Annotated in this window: 18 protein-coding genes; 6 read left to right on the plus strand and 12 right to left on the minus strand. The window is 56.6% G+C overall.

The features are described from left to right. Positions 1-39 precede the first annotated feature (39 nt). A complete protein-coding gene (locus Poly24_RS20360) occupies positions 40-6,012 on the plus strand; it encodes an alpha-2-macroglobulin family protein (RefSeq protein WP_231753252.1) in 5,973 nt (1,990 codons plus the stop codon). 141 nt (positions 6,013-6,153) lie between these two features. Here Poly24_RS20360 and Poly24_RS20365 read toward each other — a convergent pair whose 3' ends face one another. From Poly24_RS20365 to nrfH, 4 genes are all read right to left on the minus strand, one after another. Continuing rightward, positions 6,154-6,354 (minus strand): hypothetical protein, encoded by a 201-nt coding sequence (locus tag Poly24_RS20365; protein ID WP_145099872.1) that lies wholly within the window; start codon positions 6,352-6,354, stop codon positions 6,154-6,156. Positions 6,355-6,966: 612 nt separating this feature from the next. Then, complete coding sequence (locus Poly24_RS20370) at positions 6,967-8,034, minus strand: BPSS1187 family protein (protein ID WP_231753253.1); 1,068 nt, start codon at positions 8,032-8,034, stop codon at positions 6,967-6,969. 288 nt (positions 8,035-8,322) lie between these two features. Then, entirely contained in the window at positions 8,323-9,894 is a 1,572-nt protein-coding gene (locus tag Poly24_RS20375) for an ammonia-forming cytochrome c nitrite reductase subunit c552 (RefSeq protein ID WP_145099875.1), read from the minus strand. 117 nt (positions 9,895-10,011) lie between these two features. Then, on the minus strand, positions 10,012-10,464 hold the full coding sequence (nrfH, locus tag Poly24_RS20380; protein WP_145103217.1) for a cytochrome c nitrite reductase small subunit: 453 nt from the start codon (positions 10,462-10,464) through the stop codon (positions 10,012-10,014). Between the two features lie 426 nt (positions 10,465-10,890). On the opposite strand from nrfH, the gene Poly24_RS20385 reads away from it, so the two are divergent. Then, on the plus strand, positions 10,891-11,676 hold the full coding sequence (locus tag Poly24_RS20385; RefSeq protein ID WP_145099878.1) for a class I SAM-dependent methyltransferase: 786 nt from the start codon (positions 10,891-10,893) through the stop codon (positions 11,674-11,676). Positions 11,677-11,906: 230 nt separating this feature from the next. Here Poly24_RS20385 and Poly24_RS27175 read toward each other — a convergent pair whose 3' ends face one another. From Poly24_RS27175 to Poly24_RS20405, 5 genes are all read right to left on the minus strand, one after another. Continuing rightward, positions 11,907-12,080: a hypothetical protein gene (locus Poly24_RS27175; RefSeq protein ID WP_197452055.1), complete on the minus strand. Its 174-nt coding sequence runs from the start codon at positions 12,078-12,080 to the stop codon at positions 11,907-11,909. A gap of 814 nt (positions 12,081-12,894) precedes the next feature. Next, positions 12,895-13,212 carry a carboxypeptidase-like regulatory domain-containing protein gene (locus Poly24_RS20390; protein WP_231753254.1) on the minus strand — a complete coding sequence of 106 codons (318 nt, stop codon included), beginning with the start codon at positions 13,210-13,212 and terminating at the stop codon, positions 12,895-12,897. A 266-nt stretch (positions 13,213-13,478) separates the two neighbouring features. Next, positions 13,479-14,423, minus strand: coding sequence for a DUF1559 domain-containing protein (locus Poly24_RS20395; RefSeq protein WP_145099884.1), 945 nt, complete (start codon positions 14,421-14,423; stop codon positions 13,479-13,481). A gap of 758 nt (positions 14,424-15,181) precedes the next feature. Further along, positions 15,182-15,553 (minus strand): hypothetical protein, encoded by a 372-nt coding sequence (locus tag Poly24_RS20400; protein WP_145099886.1) that lies wholly within the window; start codon positions 15,551-15,553, stop codon positions 15,182-15,184. 285 nt (positions 15,554-15,838) lie between these two features. Next, positions 15,839-16,825, minus strand: coding sequence for a DUF1559 domain-containing protein (locus Poly24_RS20405; RefSeq protein ID WP_145099889.1), 987 nt, complete (start codon positions 16,823-16,825; stop codon positions 15,839-15,841). 409 nt (positions 16,826-17,234) lie between these two features. Here Poly24_RS20405 and Poly24_RS20410 point away from each other — a divergent pair, with 409 nt between their 5' ends. Continuing rightward, positions 17,235-17,432, plus strand: a complete 198-nt coding sequence (locus Poly24_RS20410; protein WP_145099892.1) for a hypothetical protein — start codon at positions 17,235-17,237, stop codon at positions 17,430-17,432. A 76-nt stretch (positions 17,433-17,508) separates the two neighbouring features. Next, a complete protein-coding gene (locus Poly24_RS20415; protein ID WP_145099895.1) occupies positions 17,509-18,918 on the plus strand; it encodes a sulfatase family protein in 1,410 nt (469 codons plus the stop codon). A 199-nt stretch (positions 18,919-19,117) separates the two neighbouring features. Here Poly24_RS20415 and Poly24_RS20420 read toward each other — a convergent pair whose 3' ends face one another. The 3 genes from Poly24_RS20420 to Poly24_RS20430 all read right to left on the minus strand — a co-directional run bounded on the left by Poly24_RS20420 (position 19,118) and on the right by Poly24_RS20430 (position 21,701). After that, positions 19,118-19,888 carry an SDR family NAD(P)-dependent oxidoreductase gene (locus tag Poly24_RS20420; protein WP_145099898.1) on the minus strand — a complete coding sequence of 257 codons (771 nt, stop codon included), beginning with the start codon at positions 19,886-19,888 and terminating at the stop codon, positions 19,118-19,120. Between the two features lie 337 nt (positions 19,889-20,225). Next, complete coding sequence (locus Poly24_RS20425; protein WP_145099902.1) at positions 20,226-21,191, minus strand: mannonate dehydratase; 966 nt, start codon at positions 21,189-21,191, stop codon at positions 20,226-20,228. A gap of 117 nt (positions 21,192-21,308) precedes the next feature. Next, positions 21,309-21,701: a hypothetical protein gene (locus Poly24_RS20430; RefSeq protein ID WP_145099905.1), complete on the minus strand. Its 393-nt coding sequence runs from the start codon at positions 21,699-21,701 to the stop codon at positions 21,309-21,311. Between the two features lie 328 nt (positions 21,702-22,029). Here Poly24_RS20430 and Poly24_RS20435 point away from each other — a divergent pair, with 328 nt between their 5' ends. Beyond that, on the plus strand, positions 22,030-22,701 hold the full coding sequence (locus Poly24_RS20435) for a GntR family transcriptional regulator (protein WP_145099908.1): 672 nt from the start codon (positions 22,030-22,032) through the stop codon (positions 22,699-22,701). 100 nt (positions 22,702-22,801) lie between these two features. Beyond that, positions 22,802-23,722: a DUF1559 domain-containing protein gene (locus Poly24_RS20440; RefSeq protein WP_145099911.1), complete on the plus strand. Its 921-nt coding sequence runs from the start codon at positions 22,802-22,804 to the stop codon at positions 23,720-23,722. Positions 23,723-23,725: the final 3 nt, after the last annotated feature.

The following is a 23,725-nucleotide window of genomic DNA, read 5'->3' on the forward strand; positions in this document are numbered from 1 at the left end:
CTCTTGACTCATTTACGGCTAATCGCCCCCTGCCTTTCCATGCTGATCGCATTTGCGGTCGCATCGGCGGTGGGACCTCGAGACACTCAATGGAAGGCTGTCGAAGACGCGATGAACAAAGGTTTGCCCAAGACGGCAATCGAGGCGTTGCAGCCGATTATCGATGGCGCGTTGAAAGACAAGGCGTACGCCGAAGCTGTGAAAGCGATCAGCCAACGGATTGCTTTGGAAGGGGCAATCCAAGGGGATAAGCCCGAGGAAAAAGTCACTCGGATGACCGCCGAGATCGAGAAGGCTCCCGAGCCGATGCGGCCTGTGATGCAGGCGATCCTGGCGAATTGGTACTGGCAATATTTCCAGCAGAATCGCTGGCGTTTCATGCAGCGGACCGAGACCGCCACCTCCCCCAGCGACGACTTTACCACCTGGGCGTTGCCGCAGATCCTGGCTGAAATCGACAAGCATTTCCAGCTGGCCCTCGCCAATCCCGAAGCGCTGCAAAAGACGCCGATCGATCAATACGATGCGTTATTGAACAAGGGGAACGCACCGGACGCCTACCGCCCGACGCTTTACGATTTCCTGGTATTCGACGCGATTGATTTTTATGCCGCGGGCGAACAAGCAGGTGCTCGTTCGCAGGACGCTTTTGATCTGCAAGCCGACAGCCCGATCTTCGCATCCGCCGCCGACTTTATCGCTTGGGAACCGCCGACCGACGACGCACAATCGCCCACGTTGCGGGCGATCACGCTGTACCAAGATCTGTTGGTCTTCCATCAAGACGATGATGACAAGTCGGCGTTTTACGATGCCGATCTGTCCCGTTTGGTGTTTGGCAATAACAAGGCGTTTGGCGAAGAGAAGAGTTCGCGATTTAAGGCGTCGCTGAAACGATTCATCGAAGCGACCGCCGGGCACGAGATCTCTGCTCGAGGCAACGCGCAACTGGCGCAAACGCTTCGCGACGAGGGTGAGTTGGTCGAGGCCCACAAGATCGCCAGCGAAGGGCTGGAGAATTTTCCCAAGAGCGTTGGCGGAGCGCTCTGTTTCAACTTGATCCAGCAGATCGAAGCCCGTTCGGCGCAGGTTTCGACCGAACGCGTCTGGAACGAACCACTGCCGACGATCGACGTTCAATACCGCAACGTCACCAAGATTTACTTCCGATTGGTTCCGTTTGATTTCGATGCCTTTGTCCAATCCGACCGCTGGAATCCCGAACAACTGGATCAACGCCAGCAACAGGAACTGCTGGCACGCGCGCCGGTTACCGCTTGGGATGCCGATCTGCCAGCGACAACCGATTACCAAGAACGCGTCGAAGAATTACCGACGCCCGACGATTTGAAACCGGGAGCTTATTATCTGATCGCCAGCCACCATCCCGAATTTGTCCGCACCGACAACCAAGTGTCGTTCACGGAGATTTGGGTTAGCGATCTGGCTCTCGTATTGCGAAATCACAACGGCGATGGATTCGTCGACGGCTTTGTCTTGGACGCCCGCAGCGGCGATCCGCTGGCCAATGCCAACGTGCGAGCGTGGCAGCGAACGAACAATGGCAACCGCCGCCAACCGCTTCCGTCGACGAAGACCGATGAAAACGGGCGGTTTGAATTCCGTGGCCAACGACTGCGAGGAATGGTCTTTCACGTCGTCGATGGCGACAACGCACTCTCTTCGATACACAACGTCGACAGCTACCAGAACAACCGACAACCTCGACCCGATGAACAGACACGGTTCTTCACCGACCGATCGATCTACCGCCCCGGCCAGACGATCCAATACAAGGGGATCTGTTTGCGAGTCGACCAACAGCAGGACGATTATGCAACGATTGCCGGTCGCGAATTGACCGTGGTCTTCAACGACGTCAATGGAAAAGAGATCCAGCGGCAGAATCATCGCACCAACGATTACGGAAGTTTCAGCGGCAGCTTCAACGCGCCACGCGATCGTTTGATGGGGAGGATGTCGATCCAAGTGGCAGGCGAACCGAATGGGGCAACGCAAGTCACGGTCGAAGAGTACAAGCGGCCAAAGTTCCTGGTTTCGCTGGAAGCTCCCAAGAAAGCCGCTCGGCTTGGCGGTGAAGTCAATCTGCAGGGATCGGCTAAGGCGTATACCGGTGCAGCGATCGATGCTGCCGAGGTTCGCTGGCGCGTCGTCCGCGAAGTCCGCTATCCGATCTGGTGGTCGTGGCGTTGTTGGTGGATCCCGCAAGTTCCCGATGCCGGGCAGGAGATCGCTCATGGCACGACGACAACCGCCGCCGACGGCAGCTTTGACATCCGCTTCGACGCCCGTCCCGATCCGTCGGTCTCGCCCGAAAGCGAAGCCTCATTCCAGTTCACGATCTACGCCGATGTCGTCGACACGACGGGCGAAACGCGTTCGGGCAGCCGCCAAGTGAACGTCGGCTTTGTCGCCTTGCGAGCGACGGTTTCGAGCGACGATTGGCAGACGACCAACACACCGACAAAAATCCAACTCAGCACCACAACGCTCGACGGCGAAGCGATCGCTGCCGAAGGGGTGTTGAAGGTTTACGCGTTGCAGCAGCCCGACGAACCAGCCCGCGGCAGATTGTCGAACCAACCGCGACCGATGCACCACCGCGCGGGAAGGCCAATCGATTTGGCAGACGCTCCGAAACCCGATCCCGTCAATCCCAACTCATGGGCACTTGGGGAGGTCGCGTTGGAACAAGCGATTCAGATCGAAGCCAGCGGGCAAGCGGAAGCTTCGGTCCAGTTGAAAGCTGGAATCTATCGAGCGATCTTCGAAACGAAAGATCGATTCGGCAAGGCGGTGACCGCGTTGCTGCCGATCCAGGTGGTCGATCCCGATGCAAAGCAATTGTCGATCAAGATCCCCAACCTGTTGGCTTCCGCTGCATGGTCGGTCCAACCCGGCAGCGATTTCGAGGGCGTCTGGGGAAGCGGATACGACACCGCTCGCGCGTTCGTCGAGATCGAACATCGAGGCGAATTGTTGCAGAGTTTCTGGACCGCCCCCGGGGTGACTCAGGTTCAGATCAAACAACCGATCGAAGAAGCGATGCGCGGCGGGCTGTCGCTGCGAACGACGATGGTTCGCGAAAACCGAGCCTATCTCGAATCGCGGCAGATCGAGGTCCCTTGGACCAACAAACAACTGGCGGTTCGTTGGGAGCACTTTGTCTCCAAACTGGAACCGGCGCAAAAGCAAACTTGGACCGCGGTGATCGACGCTCCCGATGCAAAGCGAGCCGCCGCCGAGATGGTCGCGGGGATGTACGACGCGTCGTTGGATGCTTATCTGCCGCACCATTGGGCCGATGGATTCCATGTCTTCCGGCACAACCGCAGCAACGTTTATTCGCAATTTGAAAACCAACAAAAGCAGCTGCAAGGTCTGCTCTTCAATTGGAACGTCGATGCCCGCGACGCGTCGCTCATCTACCGCTCGTTCCCCGGCGAGATCATCAACGCGATCTACGGCATGCGAGGCAATGTTCAGTTCCGTAGTCGAAGAGGCGGAGGCATTGCTGGTGGCCTCGGGATGATGGAAGCCGATTCGTTTGCCGCTGCCGCTCCAGCGCCGATGGCGATGGCCAAGGGAATGGCAAAGGATTCCAACGCGCAGGTCGCGAGTGCTCCCGTTGCCGAAGGGGCACCCGCCGACGAGCAGCCGCCAGCGGCCGATCTCGATCTGGAAAACGTTTCGGCGCGGAAGAACCTCAACGAAACCGCCTTCTTCTTTCCGCATCTGATCGCTGGCGACGACGGCACGGTGCGGATGGAGTTCACGATGCCCGAGGCATTAACGAAGTGGCGGTTCATGGGATTCGCTCACGACAACGAACTGCGATCGGGGCTGTTAACCGATACCGTGGTGACGGCAAAGGACTTGATGGTTCAACCCAATCCGCCGCGATTTGTTCGCGAAGGGGACGTGTTGGAATTCACTGTCAAAGTCAGCAACCAATCGCCAACGCGTCAGACCGGTACGGTGCGCTTGAGCTTTGCCGAAGCGCGAACCGGCGACAGCGTCGACGCGGCGATCGGCAACGATCAACGCGACCAAGCGTTTGAGATCGCCGCGGGGCAATCGAAGTCGTTGGCTTGGCGAATCCAGATTCCCGACGGAATCGGGTTCTTGACCTACAAAGCGGTTGGTTCGACGGGACGATTGTCCGACGGAGAAGAAGGGTATCTGCCCGTCTTGTCGCAACGTGTGCTGGTGACCGAATCGCAAACGCTGCCGATTCGCGGTCCACAAACAGTGGAGTTCGATTTTGAAAAGCTGCTGAAATCGGGCGACTCCGATTCGCTGCGGCATCAATCGTTGGACGTTCAAATGGTTTCCAACCCGTCGTGGTACGCTGTGATGGCGCTGCCGTATCTGATGGAATACCCGCACCAGTGCAGCGAGCAGACGTTCAGTCGACTGTATGCCAACGCACTGGCGCGGCACATCGCCGGCAGCGATCCGAAGATCCATCGCGTCTTCGAACAATGGCGGGGAACTCCGGCGCTGGAGAGTCCGTTGATGAAGAACGAAGATCTTAAGGCCGTGATGATCGAAGAGACCCCTTGGCTGCGACAAGCGGAATCCGAATCGGAAGCTCGCCGCAACGTGGGGATCTTGTTCGACGACAACCGCTTGAACGACGAGACCGCTCGCCTGCTGAAGAAGCTGGCCGATCAACAACTCGCCGACGGCGCGTGGCCTTGGTTCCCCGGCGGTCCGGCCAACGATTACATCACGCTTTACATCACCACCGGATTCGGCCGAATGCGTCACCTGGGCGTCGACGTTGATACCGCGGCGGCGGTGAAGTCGCTGACGCGATTGGATGCGTGGGTTACCAAGCAGTACACCGATATCGCGGAAAGCAACCGTGACGAAAATCATCTGACCGCGACGATCGCGCTGTATCTGTATGGCCGCAGCTTCTTCTTGGAAGACCAACCTGTCGCCCCAGAACATCGAACCGCTGTTCTGTATTGGTTGCAACAAGCCAAGCAGTATTGGTTGAAATTGAACAACCGCCAATCGCAAGCGCATCTGGCCGTGGCGCTAAAACGGTTTGGCGATTTGAAGACGCCCGTCGGCATCATGGCGTCGATCAAAGAGCGATCGGTGAGCGATCCCGAGCTAGGAATGTTCTGGCGCGACACCGAAGAATCGTGGTGGTGGTACCGAGCTCCGATCGAAACGCAGGCGATGATGATCGAAGCGTTTGACGAAGTGATGGACGATGCGGCGGCCGTCGAAGACTGCAAAGTTTGGCTGCTGAAGCAAAAGCAGACGCAGGACTGGAAGACGACCAAAGCGACAACTGACGCCGTCTATGCGTTGCTGTTGCGAGGCACCGACCTGTTGGCGTCCAGCGAATTGGTCCGCGTGGAGCTGGGGGGCGAGGCGGTCGAGCCGAAAGATGTCGAAGCGGGAACCGGCTTTTACGAGCAGCGGTTTTCGGGAGCGGAAGTGACGCCGCAGCAAGGAAAGATCACGGTCACCAAGGTCGACCAAGGGGTCGCTTGGGGAAGCGTGACGTGGCAATACATGGAGGAGATCGCCAAGGTCACGCCTCACGATGGAACGCCGCTGACGCTAACCAAGCAGCTGTTCGTGAAAGAGACGACCAAAGATGGACCGGTTCTGAAACCTGTCGACGGGCCGATTGCGGTCGGCGATGAATTGGTCGTCCGGATCGTTTTGAAGACCGATCGCGACATGGAGTATCTGCATCTGAAGGATCAGCGTGGCAGCGGCACCGAACCGGTCAATGTGCTATCGCGGTACAAGTACCAAGATGGACTGGCCTACTACGAATCGACTCGCGACACGGCCAGTCACTTCTTCATCGATTACCTGCCCAAGGGAACGTACGTCTTCGAATATTCGACGCGCGTTCAATTGCGAGGCAGGTATCAATCGGGATTCGCCAACATCCAGTGCATGTACGCACCGGAGTTCAACAGTCATTCGGAGAGTCTGCTGTTGGAGGTTCAATAACCACCGCGGCAACGCGATGATTATTAGCGTTGGTTCTTGATGCAGCTGGCATCCGGCGGCGTGGCTTCACCAACCACGTCGACCGGATGGTGGCCGATTGTTACGGAAACGAATCGATACACGTGTCGGTGAACCAGTCGTCTATTCCGTTCCTGCTGCTGGTGGCTCTTTCGACGGCGGGTCAAATTCCTCTGAAAACGGATCGACTTCAACGACCTTGCCATCACGCCAAAGGACGATCGGGGTGTTGTGTTGGCGGGCGCGAACAAGAACGTCATTGGCTGCTTGCTGCATTGCGGCGTTCGCCTTACGTACTAGCTCGGGTGTGTTGTCTCGAATCATCGCATTAGCTCCGGGGACAATTGTTTGAGTTCAGCAAACCGCGCATCGTCATAGACTCGGCGAACGTTGTCCTGCTCTCCGACAATGATCTCACCGGGTCGGCTCGATCCGTCGTAGATAACCCATTCATCGAGAACGGGCTTATATAGCGACGCAAAGTTGTTGATGCCAAGTTGGTAACGACGGCGGATATGCGGTTCTGGAATATTGTGCCCACCTTCTCTGACCCGCGTTGCAACTCGAGCTACGGCTAGCTCAACAGTTGTGGGCCCGAGGTAAAGTGCAACTGCTTGGTCGAAAGATAGAGCGTTCTGGCGAGAACCATCTCGAGCGCCGTGCCAAGTGAACTGTCCAAGGGCAGTTGCGTCCCACGATGCCGCTACTGTTCCCTTCAATGTTCCCGCGGGTGCGAAAAACCTTCCACGCTTGAACCATCGCTTATTCGGATCGGGAGCCCAATATTTGACATCTCGAAACGGGGACTCACTTCAGCATGAGCCCCACTTTGTTTCCACCTCCGAATACCAGCGATCTCGATCGACTCCAATTCACGCTGAACCAAAATGCGATCTGGTGCGCAAAGTCACCAGATCTGTCGGCGGCTCCGATTATTTAGCGTTGATCTTTAATACAGCTTGCATCCGGCGGCGTGGCTTCACCAACTACGTCGACCGGATGGGTGTACAAATATTTCCAGACCGCTTCGTGGATATATTTGCCATCGGCGTCTTTGCCCGCGCTGCCGCCGGGTTGAACGCTGCTGTGAGCTCGTCGCGCATTGCCGTCGACGTCGAAGTCGGTGATCAATCGGCGGGTGTTTTGGTAGGGCGGTCCGATCTTGTCGACGTTTACGATCGGACCAAATTTATTCATCCCCAGCATCTCCCAGCTGCGGCAATAGTGATCTGCCGTCCAACCGCCGTCGAGCACGTGAGAGAAGCCAAAGTATCGGTTCTCGGGAGTGGCTGAAGGAAGCGATTGCCAGGTTTGGTAGTTGTCGCGAGGTCCGCACAACGCGACGACTCGACTGACCTTCTGATGCTTGGCAAACCGCGCCGCCGTCGTCGAACCGTGCGAGCTTCCCGACATGATCACATCCTCCCAGCGGAGGCCGTTGCCATCTTCGGTTAAGAAGTAATCCCAGCCGCCTTGAGGATTCTCTTTCGCCAGCCACTGCACAAATTTGAGTGCCCGCTCCATCATGCCGTCCGGTTTGGGAATGTCGACATCGCTGCTGAAGTCTTCGCCGGTGGCCGCTTCCAAGCGGATGTTGCCGCGACATTCTTCACCGACCGGATTTTCGCGACAGCAGATCGAAAACCACTTGTTGGCGTAGTGGACACGGATCGCGTGCAAGCCATAGCTGTTCCAGCGATCGAACAGACCTTGGTTGTGCCCCATCAACCAGATCACCAACTTCCCCTTCGGCGCGACGCGGGTGTCGACGGCCGCCTGTTGGAAATCAGCCGGTTTGCCCTCTTTGGTATCGATCAAAAAATCGATCTCCGGATGTGCTTGGACTCGCGGATCCAGCTCGCTGGCTCGTGCCTTCAATTGGTACCGCTGCGGATTGGGATCATTAAAAGTCAACGCGTTTGGCGACGACTGGCCCAGCGCTGCGGTGGTAGAGGCGGCCAGCAGGGCCAGCGAAAGAAGGGACGTATAGAACGACTTTGTCATTGGGTGGGTTTCCATGCGATTCGAACAGGCGATGAAATCAGTTGCGGTCGCATTTGCTGGGGCAGCGACAAAACTGCGGTAGCCAACGCGACGCTGTGCCATCTTAATCGAGAACGCAGGACAAGCTGAGCCGCTGCGGTTGGCTGGTCCCATTTTGTGGCTGAGTCGCGGGGAAACGAAGGCGAATTGTGGCAGAATCCGCATGATCGGACCCTCCAAATCGCTTCCGATCGCCGCAGAAATGTCCTTGGCGATCGAACGGAATGCACGCGCGTCGGCGACGCTTATTTAGGATGCGTCGCCCTTGGCCGGCTCTGCCGCCGGCTCGCTTTCCAGTTGGTAGCAGCCAGCGATCGCTTGGCGGCTGTAATCGATCGATTCGGCGAGGATCCGAGCCGACTCTTGGCTGGCGTGGAAACCCTTGCTGTTTTCACTGGCGATGAAGTCGAGTCGCCACATCGCTTTGCGTTGCAGGTCGCGGATCGGCTTCAGTTGTTCGTCGCTGGCTCCCGCCTCGCGGGCTGCGATGATCGCGTCGAACATCTCCGTCACCGCGGCGGCCGCTCGGTCGATCAGGTCGCTCGTGCGATGCTGGATCAAATCGACGCGGTCTTTGATCTCCTGCTCGGAAACCTTGTGGCATGTCTGGCAGGCCTTGTTGATGTTGGTCATCGGGCTGCGAACCCAGTGGCTGCTGACCTTCGTCGCCCCAACTTTTTCGTAAGGCATGTGGCAATCGGCGCAGCTGACGCCGGCACGCGCGTGAATCCCTTGGCTCCACAATTCGAACTCCGGATGTTGTGCCTTGTAGACCTTGGTCCCCGTCTCTTTATGAACGTAGTCATAGAACGGCTCGCCCGTCTCATCCGCGTTCTCGCTCGGGAAGGTCGTGCTGTCCCATTCGGCTTCCAGGTCTTCGACTTTCAGCCCGTTGCTCCACGGGAAGGTCAACGTCATCTTGTTGGCACAGTAGTATTCGACGTGGCACTGGCCGCAGACAAACGAACGCAGTTCCTGCCGCGTCGCGTCGGTGTTCGGATCGTAAGTCCCTTTGGAGCCCGCTTTGCGCCACTTGGCGATGCTGGGCAGATGCGGCACCGGATCGTCACTATTGGCGAGTTTGTCGATTCCGATCAAGAAGCCGGGACGTGTGACGCGGAGTGCCATCGTTTTGGGATCGTGGCAGTCGATGCAGGAGACGGGATGCGCGTTGCCAAGATGCGGATCGCCCGCGGCCGCTTCGACCACGCCGTCGGGAGTCTTCTCCAGTTCCGCGTGCACCTCTTCGTACGTCTGCTGGCTGACCGCTTTAAAGCCGGCCATCACCGCCTCTTGGTTGAACGACTCGGCCAGCTTCGCCGCGGTGACTTCCTGCCCCAGTTGTTCCATGCCGATGCGGCGGTAGGTCGGGATGATCGATGCATGGCAGTGCAAACAGGCTCCCGCTTGCTGGACCTCGGTCACGCGCCGGGTCACCTCTTGGTCGGCCAACATGTGCGCGTGCCCGCGAGCTTCGCGGTACTCGATGCTGAACGCGTACCCCGCGAACAATCGTTTCAGCCACGGATACTCTTCCAGTTTGCTGGGGGGGAGCGCGTGGTTGCCGCCGTAGTCGGTGTATTCGTCGTCGACTGTCTTCAGATAGTCTTCGTATTGCTGCGGGAAATTCAGTCCCCACGGTTTGGGATCGGTGCTGACCTCATCGACCTCCACGACGCGGACAAACGGTGTCCGCGCTTCCTGCTTGCGTTCGAAGATGTTCACCAGAATCGCGACGACACCAAAAGTGGTTGCGGCGACGGTGCCGGTTAGCAATGCCAACCAGCCAAGGCTGCGCGATCGGTTGTCTGAAGTTGTCATGAGAGGCGATCGGTTGGAGGCGAATCGAAGTGGAAGTTTGTGTGGCGAGTAAAGACAACGTGTCGGATCGGACGCCGCGGGATCGAGAGTCAATCGGCTCGGTGCCAGCCGATCGATCTAACGACCGGCATGGCCGACATCGGCGTGGCAATGGACGCACGATAACATGTCGTGCCCGGCGATCGCGGGCAGCAGAGGATGAACAAAATCCTTGTGACACGATATGCAGGTGCTCTGCGTAACGCGTTGGTTTCGCGGCTTGATCTGGATCGGATCTTTGTAGCCTCCCATCGTGAAGGCGAGCGAATGGAAGAAGCCATTGTCCGCTTTGGTGACCCATTTGCCAACGAAGTCGTGGGGCAAGTGACAGTCGTTGCAAACGGCCACATGATGATGGCTGCTCTGTTGCCAGGAATCCATGTGGTCCTGCATCACGTGACAATTGATGCAGGTTTCCGGATTATTGCTCAGATAGCTGGCCCCTTTGCCGTATCCAAACGTAAACGTCCCGACACCCGCCAGCAGACCCAGGCAGACAAAAAACGTCATCGCTACCTTGCCGAAACGCATCGGCCGCTTGGCCTCATCGGGCGGCTGGCCTTCGTCGAGCGGTGCGTCGGTTTGCGAACTATCCGCGGACATCGCGACTTCCTTCCGTCTTGGGGCGCACTTTGCGTTGGAGCCATCGGTTGCATCGCATAGGAGGTGTCCGTCGAAGTGGGAATCGTTGGTACGCGATTGTAGATGAACTCGCCAGCCGACTGCAGCGGCTGATTCGATTCACCGCAGGAAATCTGAAGCATTTCGAATCGAGCGATTCGAATGGATTGTGGACGTTGGGATACGGTTTGGCATTCGGCTGTTCCGAGCGAAAGGGTAGGCAACGCTGTTCAAATCGGCGAAGATCCCGACACTTCAAAACCCAGTCGTGGCGTGACGGATTTCAGTCGGGTTTCCCGCACGACCAAACTTACCGACTCAATGCCGGAGTTCCTCATGCACGAATCGGATGTTCGCAGACACAATCAGAAAGCGTGGGACAAACAGGTCGACCGATGCGATCGTTGGACCACGCCGGTCGATCGAGAGACCATTCAAAGGGCGCGGTGCGGAGATTTCGCAATCGTCCTGACACCGATCAAGCCGGTTCCGGCCGATTGGTTTCCACCTCTTACTGGATTGAAGACCCTGTGCCTCGCTTCCAGCGGTGGGCAACAGGCTCCCGTTCTGGCGGCCGCTGGTGCCGAGGTGACGGTATTCGACAATTCACCCAGCCAGTTGGGACAAGACCGATTGGTGGCCGATCGCGACGGATTGGATATCACGTGCGTCGAAGGCGATATGGTCGACCTGTCGATGTTTTCCGATCAGTCGTTCGACTTGATCTTCCATCCCTGCTCCAACTCCTTCGTGCCGAAGGTGTTGCCGGTTTGGCGCGAGTGCCACCGTGTGCTGCGAAGCGGGGGCGTGTTGCTGGCTGGCTTCACGAATCCGATGCGGTTCCTCTTCGACGATGAACGCAAGGAAAACGGCAATTTGGAAGTCCGGTACCCGCTGCCCTATTCCGACTTGGACCATCTGGATGAGGTTCACATTCAAGAGGCGATCGATGCGGAGAAGCCGCTTGAATTTGGGCACACCTTGGAGGATCAGATCGGCGGACAATTGAGAGCTGGACTGATGCTGACCGGATTCTATGAAGATCGTTTTCCAAAAACAGACAACGATCCCTTGTCCGACTTTCTCGACACGTTCATCGCGACGCGTGCGGTCAAGCGATGATTTTCATGGAACACTCTGTGTACTGCAAACGAACCAATGAAATGAGTGGCCTTTTGGCTTCCTCCAAAACTCTCAGCGAAGTTGTGCGTTTGAAGCACTAAGGATTTCTTCCTGCGAGTGGAAGCGTAATGGAGGGAGAGCGAGCGGATGAGGAGGCTCGTTTTAATTCACGATCGTCCGGAGCAGACCTTCGTGAGGCAGTTCCGCCAAACGGCAGTCGGCTTCAAAGCTTACGACGATTGGCCAGGGTGCCAAGTTGAAAAATCCCGTTGCGGCGTGATGTCGTAGTCCAGCGATTCGGGGATAAAAATGACGTAGGCCATCAAGATCAGCCCCGCGAGCGCCATGGCGACAAACAAGATCGCGATTGCTTTCAAGCGAAACCGTTCTTCCGCGTCGTGCATGGAGATGGCCTCGTTCTCCTCAAGCGATCGGTGAATCCGCTTACGCGCCGCTATCTCATCGGACCGTGATGCTTGCTTGCCAGCGGATGGGAAGACAGGACGTGGCACCGGAGTTCCATGCGTCTTTGTACCGGACGGCGTGTTTGCGACTAGTGAGGTAAGCATTGGTCTACACTCTCGTTGGATAGAATCCCAGCGAGGTAAAAATCGCTGGTTTCATCCGTTCATCGCGAGCGAGTTTACCGCGGTTCCGAAATGGTGCTGGATAAGGAATCGAGAGTGCAAATCGCGAGCCAGATACGAAAGCCCTGCATTGAAATGAGGAATCTCGCGGCGAGGCGTCGACTTGTGTTGACACACGCGACCCGAACTGTCAACGCCAGTTGACACTGTCGTTGACTCCGCGAACATCGCCAATCTCCGCAAACCGATCGGTGGGAAGTTGGAGAAGCAATAGAACGATGCCACAACGCTGTGGGCAAACGCTCTGTGAACATCGAAATATTTGAAGCTCGTTTTATAGCGCAGCGCAACCGAGTTCGCAGAGTCGATCTGCGGCCCCGTTTGAAAGCCGGGTCCATCGTCTTTGTTGTTCATGCCGAAATGCTTTACTCAACGGCCGAAAACGAGTTCCAGCGGAGAGAGGTATCGAATCGGAGATGCCGAGCGCATCGCCGAACTCGATGCAGCAACTGTCGCGACTTCGTTGCTGATGGCGGCGACTCTTGCCCTCGTTACATGTGGACTCACGAATGGAGCATCCTAGCAATCAACAAGGCCGCTGCCGCAGATTGAAGTACCTGCTTCGATTGAATCAGGCGGACGTAAGTTCAAAATCGAACTGATTGTCGCCTGGCTGGACGTCCGCGGAAAGCTCGGATTCAGCATTGTATTTGGCAGGAAGCACTTCAGGCTTGGCACTTCCTGGAATCGCATCGTCGCCCGGTTTGGCGGTCACAATCATGACTTGATTCGTACCGACCGGAGCTCCTTCAATGTCGTTCAGCAGGTAGATCGTGTAGTTTCCTGCCGCATCGGTTGCTCCCGAAGCAACGCGCCCCGCATCCTTCGACTGAAACGAAACCACCGCATCGGCCAATGGTTGTCCATCGAGCGTAACGGTTCCGGTCACCTGGCCAAGCTTCGGCAAATCACGGGCACTTGAGCCGCCACAACCGATCGCTGCAAGGGATAAAGCGACAATCAATACTGCAGTTTGAATCTGAAAATTTCGACGAACAACGGGCATCGGAAAAAAGCCTTGGATCACAATTTGATAGTGGGAAAAAACATCGTGGTTAGGCCGGGGCTGCAAGGCGGAATAAACCAACCTCCCAGCCCAGCATCATTCACTTGAACAACAATTCGACGTTCAAAACGCCGCAGATTGAAAAGCGACTAGAAATCGCCGAGAGGATTTCCGTCGTTGATCCCAATCAAGAACTCATACAAGCTGTCGCAGGCACTCGTATTGTTGTTCGGGGCGGCACTGCGGGCGAACTGAATGTTTTCCGACAGGAAACGGATGCTGCCATCAAACAACTGCACCATCGCGCCCCCAGGATGCAAGCTGCTAAGCGCTTCTCCCTTTTGGTCGATCGAACCGGTTGAATCATTGATGGGCCAACGCCCCGATAGCCCCACTTCATCCAAGCAGTTGCCATCCTCACCGTAGAAGCAACCTGCCCATGATTTCAAACTCATCGTTTGGCCGTTCAATCGCGAGCACGATTCTCCCACTGCCATCGAGTTGCTGAGGCCATCGGTCACGTCGCGAAACTTACGCGATTTGTTCTGATAGAAGCCACCGTCTGGCGTCGTGTTGTGATAGAAGACGCCCGAGCGGGAGTTATTGTAAACCGCGTAATTTGAACCAGCCCCTTTCAGAAACCGCTGGGCTGCATCGCCGACGTCCGTGCCGACGTCGGAAGGACAGCGGTACGCCGACACAACCACTTTGGCAGCGTTGTTGACTTCAAGCTCCAACAAACGTCCCTCTCCAATCCCTGCGGATTGGTGGAGAGCACCTTGTTCGATGAAGGGCAAAATGAAAGCGGCCCAGCCCCAGCTTTCAACGTTTCCGCCCCCAATTGGATTATTTGCGGTCGTATCACTTGGATCGGCTGCGGGAGTGATAACCGCAGGCGGCAGCGTGTTGTAGGTGTCATGGTAATTGTGCAACGCCAAGCCAATCTGCTTTAAATTATTGCTGCACTGCATCCGCCGGGCCGCTTCCCGCGCCGCTTGGACCGCAGGCAACAGCAGACCAACCAAAATGCCAATGATCGCGATCACGACCAACAATTCGACCAATGTAAAACCCTGTCGCTTGATTCGAGCCATTACTTAACACCCTCAAGAACGCTTTAACGGAAGATAGAGAGACAATTACCAGAGGGGGAGTGTGCCCCCCACTGAGATGTCTGTCAACTCTTTCCGGGAGCCCCACCGCGACTAGCCCCTACTCAACGGCACCCTCGCCCCCACTATTGCACAAATCCACCACGCTCTGGTGGACAACCCGTCATTCATTTTTTTCACGTTGGGCCGCGAAGGCGCTATAAAGAGCGATGTCATGTCACACACTGCACCGTAGCCGCGCATGCGCAACCTTACCACGTTCGCAGTATTGGCCTATCGCGACGAGCGCAACCCATCGCACTAAGAACGCCCGCCGGCGGGTAAACTGGCCCGCGGCCGACGCTTTGCATCAGAGAGGCTTCGCCAACGTCGCCGCAACGTGACGCGAGCCTTGCATGTTCAAGAAATACAGCCTCGACAACCAAAGAAGAGACCAGGCTACGCAGACCGCTTGTCACCGCCAACGCCCCTCCACGTGGAGACGATCAGCAGAACCCGGCTGCCCACCATGGGCGGCCTGCAGGCCATTCAGTTTTTTCCGTCAGGAAACGCAATTGCAGCGCCGACAGCCAACTTCCGATCCTATCCACAGACCAGGCTGCGCCACATCGTCTATGCAATTTCAGCGAACGCATGCGTTAAAGCCGTAGCCAGTCCACCAGGAGCGCAGTGCCCCCGGGTTCATCCTAGAAAGACAATCCGCTCCAAGCGCAGCCTTGAGAGCGCAATGGGAAAACGAACTACTCGCCCAGATTTTGAGGCTCAGGGATCACCGCGCTGACCGCGTCGGCAAATTTTTGCACGCTCTCGGCTGGTGGGGCGCCCGCCTGCAACGAAGCTTGGAGCGTCTTGCCCGCATCTCGTAAAACAATCAACTTCCCGCCAAACGCATCGGCCTGAGCGTCGAGTGATTCCATCAAGATGCTTAGTTTTTCCTCAATCACATCGGCCTTGCGTGCTTTCTTGGCCTCATCAATGAAGCCCCACACAAAATGCGCCGAGTCTTGAAGCACTTGACCTTCCGCAGGAACAGGTGCTCCCCCCGTGCATCCGGTCAACAGCGCCGAAACAAGAAAAAGGGATGCCATAACACTAGAAGAACGGGACAACATCTGCAGTCGATCCTGAAAGGTACGGGGGAACGAAGAAAGGGTCCGTGCGACGGGGCGTCAGACACGAAAGGCGGGCTCATGAAGGGGAGGACCGTTGATACAGGCCGGGCTCCCCTAAATCGCTTACAGCTCGAGCCGACGATTGGGTCGGTTGAAATGTCGTCCTGACCTACCCGTTCCATACCCGCCAGCTGGCTCGAGAAAGGTCAAGCGAAGGAGACGCGGAGCGCGTACTCCCCCGCTTCATTGAACGTGAATCTGCTCCCGCAGAATCGCTAACTCAGATTAGTACGGCCCAATCGGTTGGCCGTCTTGAATCCGTAGCAGATTTTCATAGATGACCTCATCGATGGTTTCGGTGATAAAGTGAACACTTCCATCACAGAAGACCGTTTGTACGCCGCCGGGGTGGTAGCTACGCAACGCCATCCCCTGTGTCGTGGAGCAATCCGGGTTGTTGCGTTGGTTGAAGTTGACGTTGGAGTTGTCGTTGCTCGCGTAAGCGGTGCAGTCGGTTTGCCGCGAATCGTTTGGCGTCAAGAGACCGTTAGCGAAAGCTGAGGCACGCAAACCGAAAATCACTCCACTGGGCCACCCCCACGCACCGCGATCGTCTCCCGTGTTGCCAAGCGAGGCGACGATATCGCCTACGGCGATCACCTGCGACGTTCCGTCGGTGATATCACGAAACTTCGCTCCGTACTGGGCTGGAAGCGAAAACGGTCCTTTGTAAGTGCTACTGGTGAAGGTGCTCATGTCTTGCGTGTAGTGTGTTCCACCGTTTGCAGCATAATTGCCCTTCGCGAAACCGTTGTAATCCTGTGTCAATCGAGAGCCAACGCCAGGGTGCGACGGACAATTATAAGCTTCCATCGTCTCCCCTGTGATCGCGTTGTTGACCGTCGAGCGTGCGACTTGTCCAAAATCCATCTGATTGTGGGCCGCTTGCTGTTCGATAAACGGCAGAATCAAAACCATCCATGTCGCGCCCCAAAACTCATCGCGACCATTGCAGCGGTTGGAAGTCAATGGAGGGCTCTGCTTCGGTGCTTGTCCCGTGTAGATCGCCGCACTCGGGAAACTTTTGAACGTGTCATGGTAGTTGTGCAACGCCAAGCCAATCTGCTTCAGATTGTTGCTGCACTGCATCCGACGCGCCGCTTCGCGTGCCGCCTGAACTGCGGGCAACAACAGCCCGACCAAAATACCGATGATCGCAATCACGACCAACAACTCAACCAGTGTAAAACCACGTCTCTGGGTTCGGATCATCTTCTGCAAAGCCTCGATACTCTGGATACAAACTTAATGAAAAACTAGGAACTTCCCCAAGTCTGCGTCGACCTAAAAAAGTTGTCAACTTAGCAAAAGTGCAACAATCAAGCCTTAGGCAACCACAAAGGACCACCACCAACCACTAATCCACATATCCACCATTCATCGGTGGATAACACAACGTTCTTTTTTCGGAATTTTTCCATACCTTTAGGGAACACGAAACACCACAAACGGAACGCAGATCCACACCACAGGAACCAGAAACCACACTGCAAGGGCACAAGAAAACCACCATTGGTGGCAAGCAACACCCTGCGATAGACCACAGATCCTCAGTACTCGCCGAACGGCCTCATGGTAGGCTAATGGCAGAGTCCACTCCGCAACTATCAGAGAATTCGATATGGAACCAAGAATCGTCGACCAAGTCGAACGACAGATCGAAGCCGCGTTAGCAAAGCTCTTCGAACAGCCGAGTCACGCCTCATTGCCGTTGCATCCATCCCGCAAAACACTGCACTTGATGGCGAAAGCCGCTGCGACGGTCTTCGAGACCGCGGTCGAAAATCGACCGCGCGACAAAGGAATGCGAGCCGACTGAACACGACCCCCACATCGCAACGGGCGGGCAGCTAGAATGGCGACTCCCCATCCTCCAACACCTAGCGAGTTTGTCGATGTATCGATCGATTCTATTTGCCGCGTTTGCCGGCTTCTGTCTGTTCCGCTGCGAGATCAGCCCTGCCGCGACTCCCAACTTCGTAATCATCTTCGCCGACGACCAAGGTTACGGCGACCTCGGATGTTTCGGATCCGAAAAGATCAAGACGCCCAACATCGACCGGATGGCGAAAGAGGGGCGACGGATGACAAACTTTATGGTCGCGTCACCCGTCTGCACTCCGTCGCGAGCCGCACTGTTGACCGGATGTTACCCCAAGCGCGTCGGTCTTCACGAACATGTGCTCTTTCCGCAATCAACGAAAGGGCTGAACCCAGCGGAGCATACGATCGCCGATCACCTGAAAGGGCTCGGATATGCGACGGCATGTTTCGGCAAGTGGCATCTTGGGCACCACCCCGAAACGTTGCCCCGCCAGCACGGGTTTGACACCTATCTTGGGATCCCGTATTCCAACGACATGAATCACCCGGACAACAAAGGGAAGCCGCGCGTGGCGTCGGATGAACTGTGGCGAAGTCCGGAGAGTGCGTTGACGCTCTGGAACACGCCCCTTGTCGAAAACGAAACAATTGTCGAACTGCCCGTCGACCAACGGACCGTCACGCGACGTTACACCGATCGGGCGATCGAGTTCATCCGCGAGAACCAGAAGAAGCCCTTCTTCGTCTATCTTCCGCACAGCATGCCCCACATTCCGCTGTACGTTCCCGAGGATGCGTACGACGCCGATCCACAAAACGCCTACACCTGCGTGATCGAGCACATCGATGCGGAAGTCGGCCGGTTGATCGATACGATTCGCAAATTGGAGCTGGCCGAAAACACGTACGTGATCTACACGTCGGACAACGGCCCATGGCTGCAGTTCAAAAATCATGGCGGCTCGGCCGGTCCGCTTCGCGCGGGGAAAGGGACCACGTTCGAAGGAGGGCAACGCGTTCCCTGCGTCGTCTGGGGACCAGGCCGGATCCCCGCCGGGACCCAGTGCGACGAACTGATGGGTACGATCGATCTGTTGCCATCGATCGCCGCGCTGACCGCTAGTAAACTGCCCAGCGATCGCAAGATCGATGGAATGAATCTCGCCCACCTGCTGACTGGAGAATCGGGCGAGGCATCGCGCGACGAATTTGTCTATTACACTTCCCGCGGCGATCTGGAAGGCCTGCGGCAGGGGAAGTGGAAGCTGTTAGTCAAAGCGCCGCCGAAGAAGAAGCCGTCGGCGAAGCTGAAGACCGATACCAACCTGCCGCAGCGGATGCTGTTCGATCTGCAAGCCGATGTGGGTGAGCAGACGAACCTGGCCGACGCCCATCCCGATCGAGTTGCGGCGATGGAAGCACGCATGAAAGCGCTTGACGCCGAGATCACGGCAAACGCCCGCCCGACGTGGAACAAATAGCGTTGCGGGCGCCACGAACGTAAAAGCTGCGGCAGTCCAAGCTAATCCAAAATGAGCGTCAACTATCCGACGCACGCGACGACTGCCGCAGATCGAGTCGACAGAACAACAGAAGCTTTTCGCAGCCGCTGTCGATCAGAATTACGAAAAACGTTGAGCCGTGGCGACGCGATTCACGGCCCACGCCGCATCGATTGGATCAGTCGAGCATGCGTCCGTCGCGATAACGAAACGCCCCATCGACTGGCAAGACCGTTCCCGTGATGTAGTCGGCATCGGGCGACATCAGGAACGTGGCCGCACGGCCGATATCCCGAGCTGATCCCAGTCGGCCCCAAGGCAGCTTGGGCGCTTCCTCCTCGAAAAACTTCGGCGTGAACGCCTCGCGTTCCCCAGGGGTATCGATCCAGCCAGGTTCGATCACGTTGACATTGATATGGCGACTGGCCAGTTCGACAGCGATTGTCATGGCCAATTGATTCAAGCCCGCCTTGGCTGCGCAGTACGCACTTTTCTGAGCCATCGGACGCTGAGCAAGCACGCTGGAGATAAAAACTAGCTTCCCCGCAATCCCCTCGTCGACCATCTGGCGTGCCACCAACTGGCTCATATGAAAACTGCTGCAAAGCGTTCCCTGGACCACCTTCTCAAAGTCTTCCGGCTGCAGATCGAGAAATGGAGAGACCTTCTGAAAAGCGGGACAGCTAACCAGACCATACACCGGCCCGGCATACTCCACCGCGTCGCGAAGCAAACCTTCGCAGCCTGCCCGCGTGAAGACATCGGCTTCGACACCTTTCACGCTGGCACCCTGGTCGCGCAGCTCCTGCACGGTTGCCTTCAGGTCTTGGCTTCCGGGGCGATCATTGATGATCAGAACAGCACCTTCGCGCGCCAATTCGACAGCGCACCCCTTCCCGATCCCTCTGCCTGCTGCCGTAACAATGATCGCTTTATCTTTTAGTTTCATGCGTTTTGTTTGGGTTCCGTGGAACGGTCGCTGGTCGTCGAAAACGCCTCGTCGAATTCGTTAGGCATTTTCTCCAGGCAGTGTTCGAAAATGATTTCGCAATTCCGGCTCCGTAGTGGACGAGGGCACGAGTCCCGCCGCGCCACGACGCCGCAAGGACTTGTAGCCGCAGAGACTCGAGGACTCGTAGCCTCGTCCACTACCATCACCCGTGTGAAATGTTCTCTCCGTAGTGGACGAGGCCACGAGTCCCGCCGCGCCGCAGAGACGTACGGACTCGTAACCTCGTCCACTACCTTCGACGCAGGAGCAAGGACTCGTGGCCTCGTCCAATACCTTAGCCGTCCGCAGGCAGCGCTGTCGCTTGAATGAGCGCTCGGATATATCCGAAAGCAAAGTACCGGGCCAACATGGTATATCCCGGTTGCCCCTGCTCCTCACCAACCAGTTGAGGCACGTGATCGGGACGGATCGGTCCGGTAAATCCAATCTCCTGGTAGGCCTTCATCGCCGCCACCATATCGGTTGGGCCATTGTCGTGGAACGTCTCAACGAAGTCGTCGGCGGTCCCTTGGACGTCTCGAAAATGAACGTAGCGGATCCGCTTTCCCCATCGCCGGATCGTGCCTGGAATATCGGCTCCCATTGCGGCGAAGTTCCCCTGGCAAAAGCAGATCCCGTTGCTTGGCGAAGCGGAAATTTCAAGCAACCGGTCAAAGTCCTCGACGCGATTCATGATCCGAGCATGTTTGCCAAACGATGCCAGCGGGGGATCATCGGGATGCATCGCCAAGGCGACGCCAGCCGCTTCGGCTGCAGGCAACAACTCCTCCAGAAACCGCTGAAGGTTGCGCCACATTTGGTCGGTGGAGATTGGCGCAATCGAATCGGCACTCGAGATGGAATGCAACGATGCCGCCGATTCCGCATCCGAACTGCGAAAGGCGGTTGTGAGCGCCCCACCTCGCGCCGGAACCTTTGTGTCGGTTCGAGCCCAATCGGTTGCCGGCATAAAGTTGTAGCAACAGATGGGCACCTGAGCCTCGCCCATGATGGCAAACAACCGCTTCATGCGGCTGAAATCATTCGCCTGATCCGTGGTGCCTAAGATGGCATTTTGAATCGGCAGTTCCCCCTCGATCGCAGCGATCTTGAGGCCATGGCGACTCAATCGCTCGCGGGTTTCCAAAAGATCCCGAAGCTCTAAGCCCGGATAACGGATGGCGACAGCGCTGACGCCCAACTGGGCCACGCGCGCCAAGTTCTCATCATCCAAAGGTGTCACCACAGATGACAACTGCATATCAAACTTTTCTAGCGTGAGGGGATCGAAGACAGCTGCCGCTCAACCAATCAGTGCAAACGAACTTTGCACTGCACGCGGTACTTCCGGAGGGTCCGCGCGGCCGAAAAGGAACGCCTATTCCAGGTCAAAATCAATCGTCTGCGCACCGTCGCCCGACTGGATCTCCGCGGTCAATACAGACTTGTCGTTGTACTTTGCGGGAATCGCCATCGTTTTTGGTTTAGCGCCGCCACGGTCCAATTCGTCTTGTGAGACACCAGCCGCCGAAGGCACCGCGACAATCATCACCTTCGCCGGACCAATGACTACGCCCCCGCGCTGTGCGATTTCAAAAACGCCGTTCGAAATTTGTGCGGCCGACACCGGTCCGTCTCCTTCTGGAGCGATCCGTATTTCTCCCGAAGGCACGATTTCGCCTTGATAGGTAACGCGCCCCGTCACGACGCGTCGTTCCGGTCCACTTTCGCTAGAGCAGCCTCCAGAAACGAGAAGCCCCAACGCGATCAAACCCACGATGCGAAACTCGAACGGTCTCATAAATCTTGACCCATCTATTATGGAATATCGAAAGAAAGTTGGGGAGGCAAAACCGAGAGTTCCCCCACGACAGCCCTCCAACCTTAGCAAAACAGTACACGAAATCAATCACTTTTTGTGCACCATCCACGAAGAACGGCGGGTTGAAGTAACAGGAATCATCGACGAATAGGCATATTCACAACCGAAATCGCAGCAAAAGGGCTCCAACGAGCCCAATCTCGGCTCGTCGGACCATGTAAATATTGAGTTCATTTTATTGTTGATATTGTACACAGCAGGTGCTATTCTGAACGGGATGATCACCGAGAAGAAACCACAGCGGCTTGTCCTGCTGAACGCGAGTGAGAAATGCTATTCCGTGTTGCGGAAGATGCTTGTGTGCGGCCAGATCCCCGCCGGCAGTCGTTTGGCGGAAGTCGAATGGTCACAACGGCTAGGGGCTCAGCGAGCTGCGTTGCGCGAGGCGATGATACTTCTTACCCACGATGGGCTTCTGATACGGCGAGCGACCGGAGGCTTTTTTGTGCCGACCACCGAAGAGGTCCACTACGACTCGCTTTGGGACGCCAGAGTCGTTCTCGAAATCGGCGCGCTCGAATTAACGTTTGGTCCCGATGCAGCCCCCCAAAACTTGTCCCCGCTTAAGAAGATCTGCAGCACGATGGAAGACCTGCATCTGGCAGGGTTGACGATGGGGTTTTATGAATCCGATTTTCTGTTCCATCAGACCCTCTTAGAACTCTCGGGAAACGAAATCCTTGCGAAGATGTTTTCCCATTCGGCCCAACATTTTTATCCGCTCGCTCCGGTCACCGAAGACATCCGCAAACAAAACCAAGCGGTCGTGATTCAAGAGCACCGCGAAATCATTGCGAAATTGGAAGCCAATCAAATCAAAGCAGCTTCCGAACTTCTAAGAGAACACATCACGCGAGCCAAAGTCGCTAAAGCCTGGACAGCGCGTTGAAAATAGCCTCGAACACCCCACCGAATCTTTAGCTCCTTCCCCCTTCCCGCCTCCACTTCTAGATCCACTCTTTTTTCCCTTTTGATTTTAGGAATAGACAATGATTCCGCAGAACAAACGCATCTTGCTGCGCCGTGGTTTTACACTCGTCGAACTTTTAGTCGTGATTGCGATCATCGGCATTTTGGTCGGGCTGTTGTTGCCTGCAGTCCAGGCCGCACGCGAAGCCGCACGCCGCATGTCCTGTTCGGCCAACTACAAACAAGTTGCATTGGCGATTCACAACTATCACGACACCCACCGAACCTTTCCCTTGGGGGGAGGAATCACCGGTGGTTGCAGCGGCCTTACCGGCCCTCACATGTTCTCGTGGGGCGTTCATACGTTGCCGTTCATCGAACAGAGCGCGCGTTATGATGCGATTGAATTCAACGTCAACAATTATGTTACGGGCTACGGCCCAAACCATGATCCGGACATCGCGTTGGGACCAATCCCCGTTTATCTTTGTCCTTCCAATCCGCAAAGCGATACGATGGTCAACACCGGTTTAGCCGGACTCGTTGATGCCTTTGCCCGCACCGACATGGCTGGCGTTGCGGATTCTCGTGACTGGCGTTGCAACAGTTCGGGAACCACGGGGGTTCGCCCGCGATCCGACGGCAACGGCATTTTTTATGGCGGGTCCTCTACCAAGTTCCGCGACATCATCGATGGCACCTCCAACACACTGCTGATCGGCGAAGTCACCGGCGACTTGAATCCAGCGAACACCCTGAACGCCAATACTTATTCCTTATATGACGTCTTCGATACCTCGACCGGTATCAACGGGCCATTCACCTTGCCCGGCGGAGGAACTTTCAATTACCGGCCGCAAGGTTTTTCGAGCTATCACCCCGGTGGCGCCCACTTCGCACTCGCCGACGGCAGCGTTCGATTGTTCACCGAAACGATGGACCAGACGCTTCTTTATGGCCTGACGACACGAGGTGGAGGCGAAGTCCTGCAAGACTTCTAAACC

The organism is Rosistilla carotiformis, from assembly GCF_007753095.1.
GTDB lineage: Bacteria > Planctomycetota > Planctomycetia > Pirellulales > Pirellulaceae > Rosistilla > Rosistilla carotiformis.

What these genes read in the sequence shown, in the direction of transcription:
- Poly24_RS20395 (WP_145099884.1), bottom strand. Translation starts at nt 14,423, where the DNA reads ATGGCTCGAATCAAGCGACAGGGTTTTACATTGGTCGAATTGTTGGTC.
- Poly24_RS20370 (WP_231753253.1), bottom strand. Translation starts at nt 8,034, where the DNA reads ATGACAAAGTCGTTCTATACGTCCCTTCTTTCGCTGGCCCTGCTGGCC.
- Poly24_RS20360 (WP_231753252.1), top strand. Translation starts at nt 40, where the DNA reads ATGCTGATCGCATTTGCGGTCGCATCGGCGGTGGGACCTCGAGACACT.
- Poly24_RS20435 (WP_145099908.1), top strand. Translation starts at nt 22,030, where the DNA reads ATGATCACCGAGAAGAAACCACAGCGGCTTGTCCTGCTGAACGCGAGT.
- Poly24_RS20405 (WP_145099889.1), bottom strand. Translation starts at nt 16,825, where the DNA reads ATGATCCGAACCCAGAGACGTGGTTTTACACTGGTTGAGTTGTTGGTC.
- Poly24_RS20365 (WP_145099872.1), bottom strand. Translation starts at nt 6,354, where the DNA reads ATGATTCGAGACAACACACCCGAGCTAGTACGTAAGGCGAACGCCGCA.
- nrfH (WP_145103217.1), bottom strand. Translation starts at nt 10,464, where the DNA reads ATGCGTTTCGGCAAGGTAGCGATGACGTTTTTTGTCTGCCTGGGTCTG.
- Poly24_RS20440 (WP_145099911.1), top strand. Translation starts at nt 22,802, where the DNA reads ATGATTCCGCAGAACAAACGCATCTTGCTGCGCCGTGGTTTTACACTC.
- Poly24_RS20415 (WP_145099895.1), top strand. Translation starts at nt 17,509, where the DNA reads ATGTATCGATCGATTCTATTTGCCGCGTTTGCCGGCTTCTGTCTGTTC.
- Poly24_RS20410 (WP_145099892.1), top strand. Translation starts at nt 17,235, where the DNA reads ATGGAACCAAGAATCGTCGACCAAGTCGAACGACAGATCGAAGCCGCG.
- Poly24_RS27175 (WP_197452055.1), bottom strand. Translation starts at nt 12,080, where the DNA reads ATGCACGACGCGGAAGAACGGTTTCGCTTGAAAGCAATCGCGATCTTG.
- Poly24_RS20420 (WP_145099898.1), bottom strand. Translation starts at nt 19,888, where the DNA reads ATGAAACTAAAAGATAAAGCGATCATTGTTACGGCAGCAGGCAGAGGG.
- Poly24_RS20375 (WP_145099875.1), bottom strand. Translation starts at nt 9,894, where the DNA reads ATGACAACTTCAGACAACCGATCGCGCAGCCTTGGCTGGTTGGCATTG.
- Poly24_RS20400 (WP_145099886.1), bottom strand. Translation starts at nt 15,553, where the DNA reads ATGTTGTCCCGTTCTTCTAGTGTTATGGCATCCCTTTTTCTTGTTTCG.
- Poly24_RS20425 (WP_145099902.1), bottom strand. Translation starts at nt 21,191, where the DNA reads ATGCAGTTGTCATCTGTGGTGACACCTTTGGATGATGAGAACTTGGCG.
- Poly24_RS20385 (WP_145099878.1), top strand. Translation starts at nt 10,891, where the DNA reads ATGCACGAATCGGATGTTCGCAGACACAATCAGAAAGCGTGGGACAAA.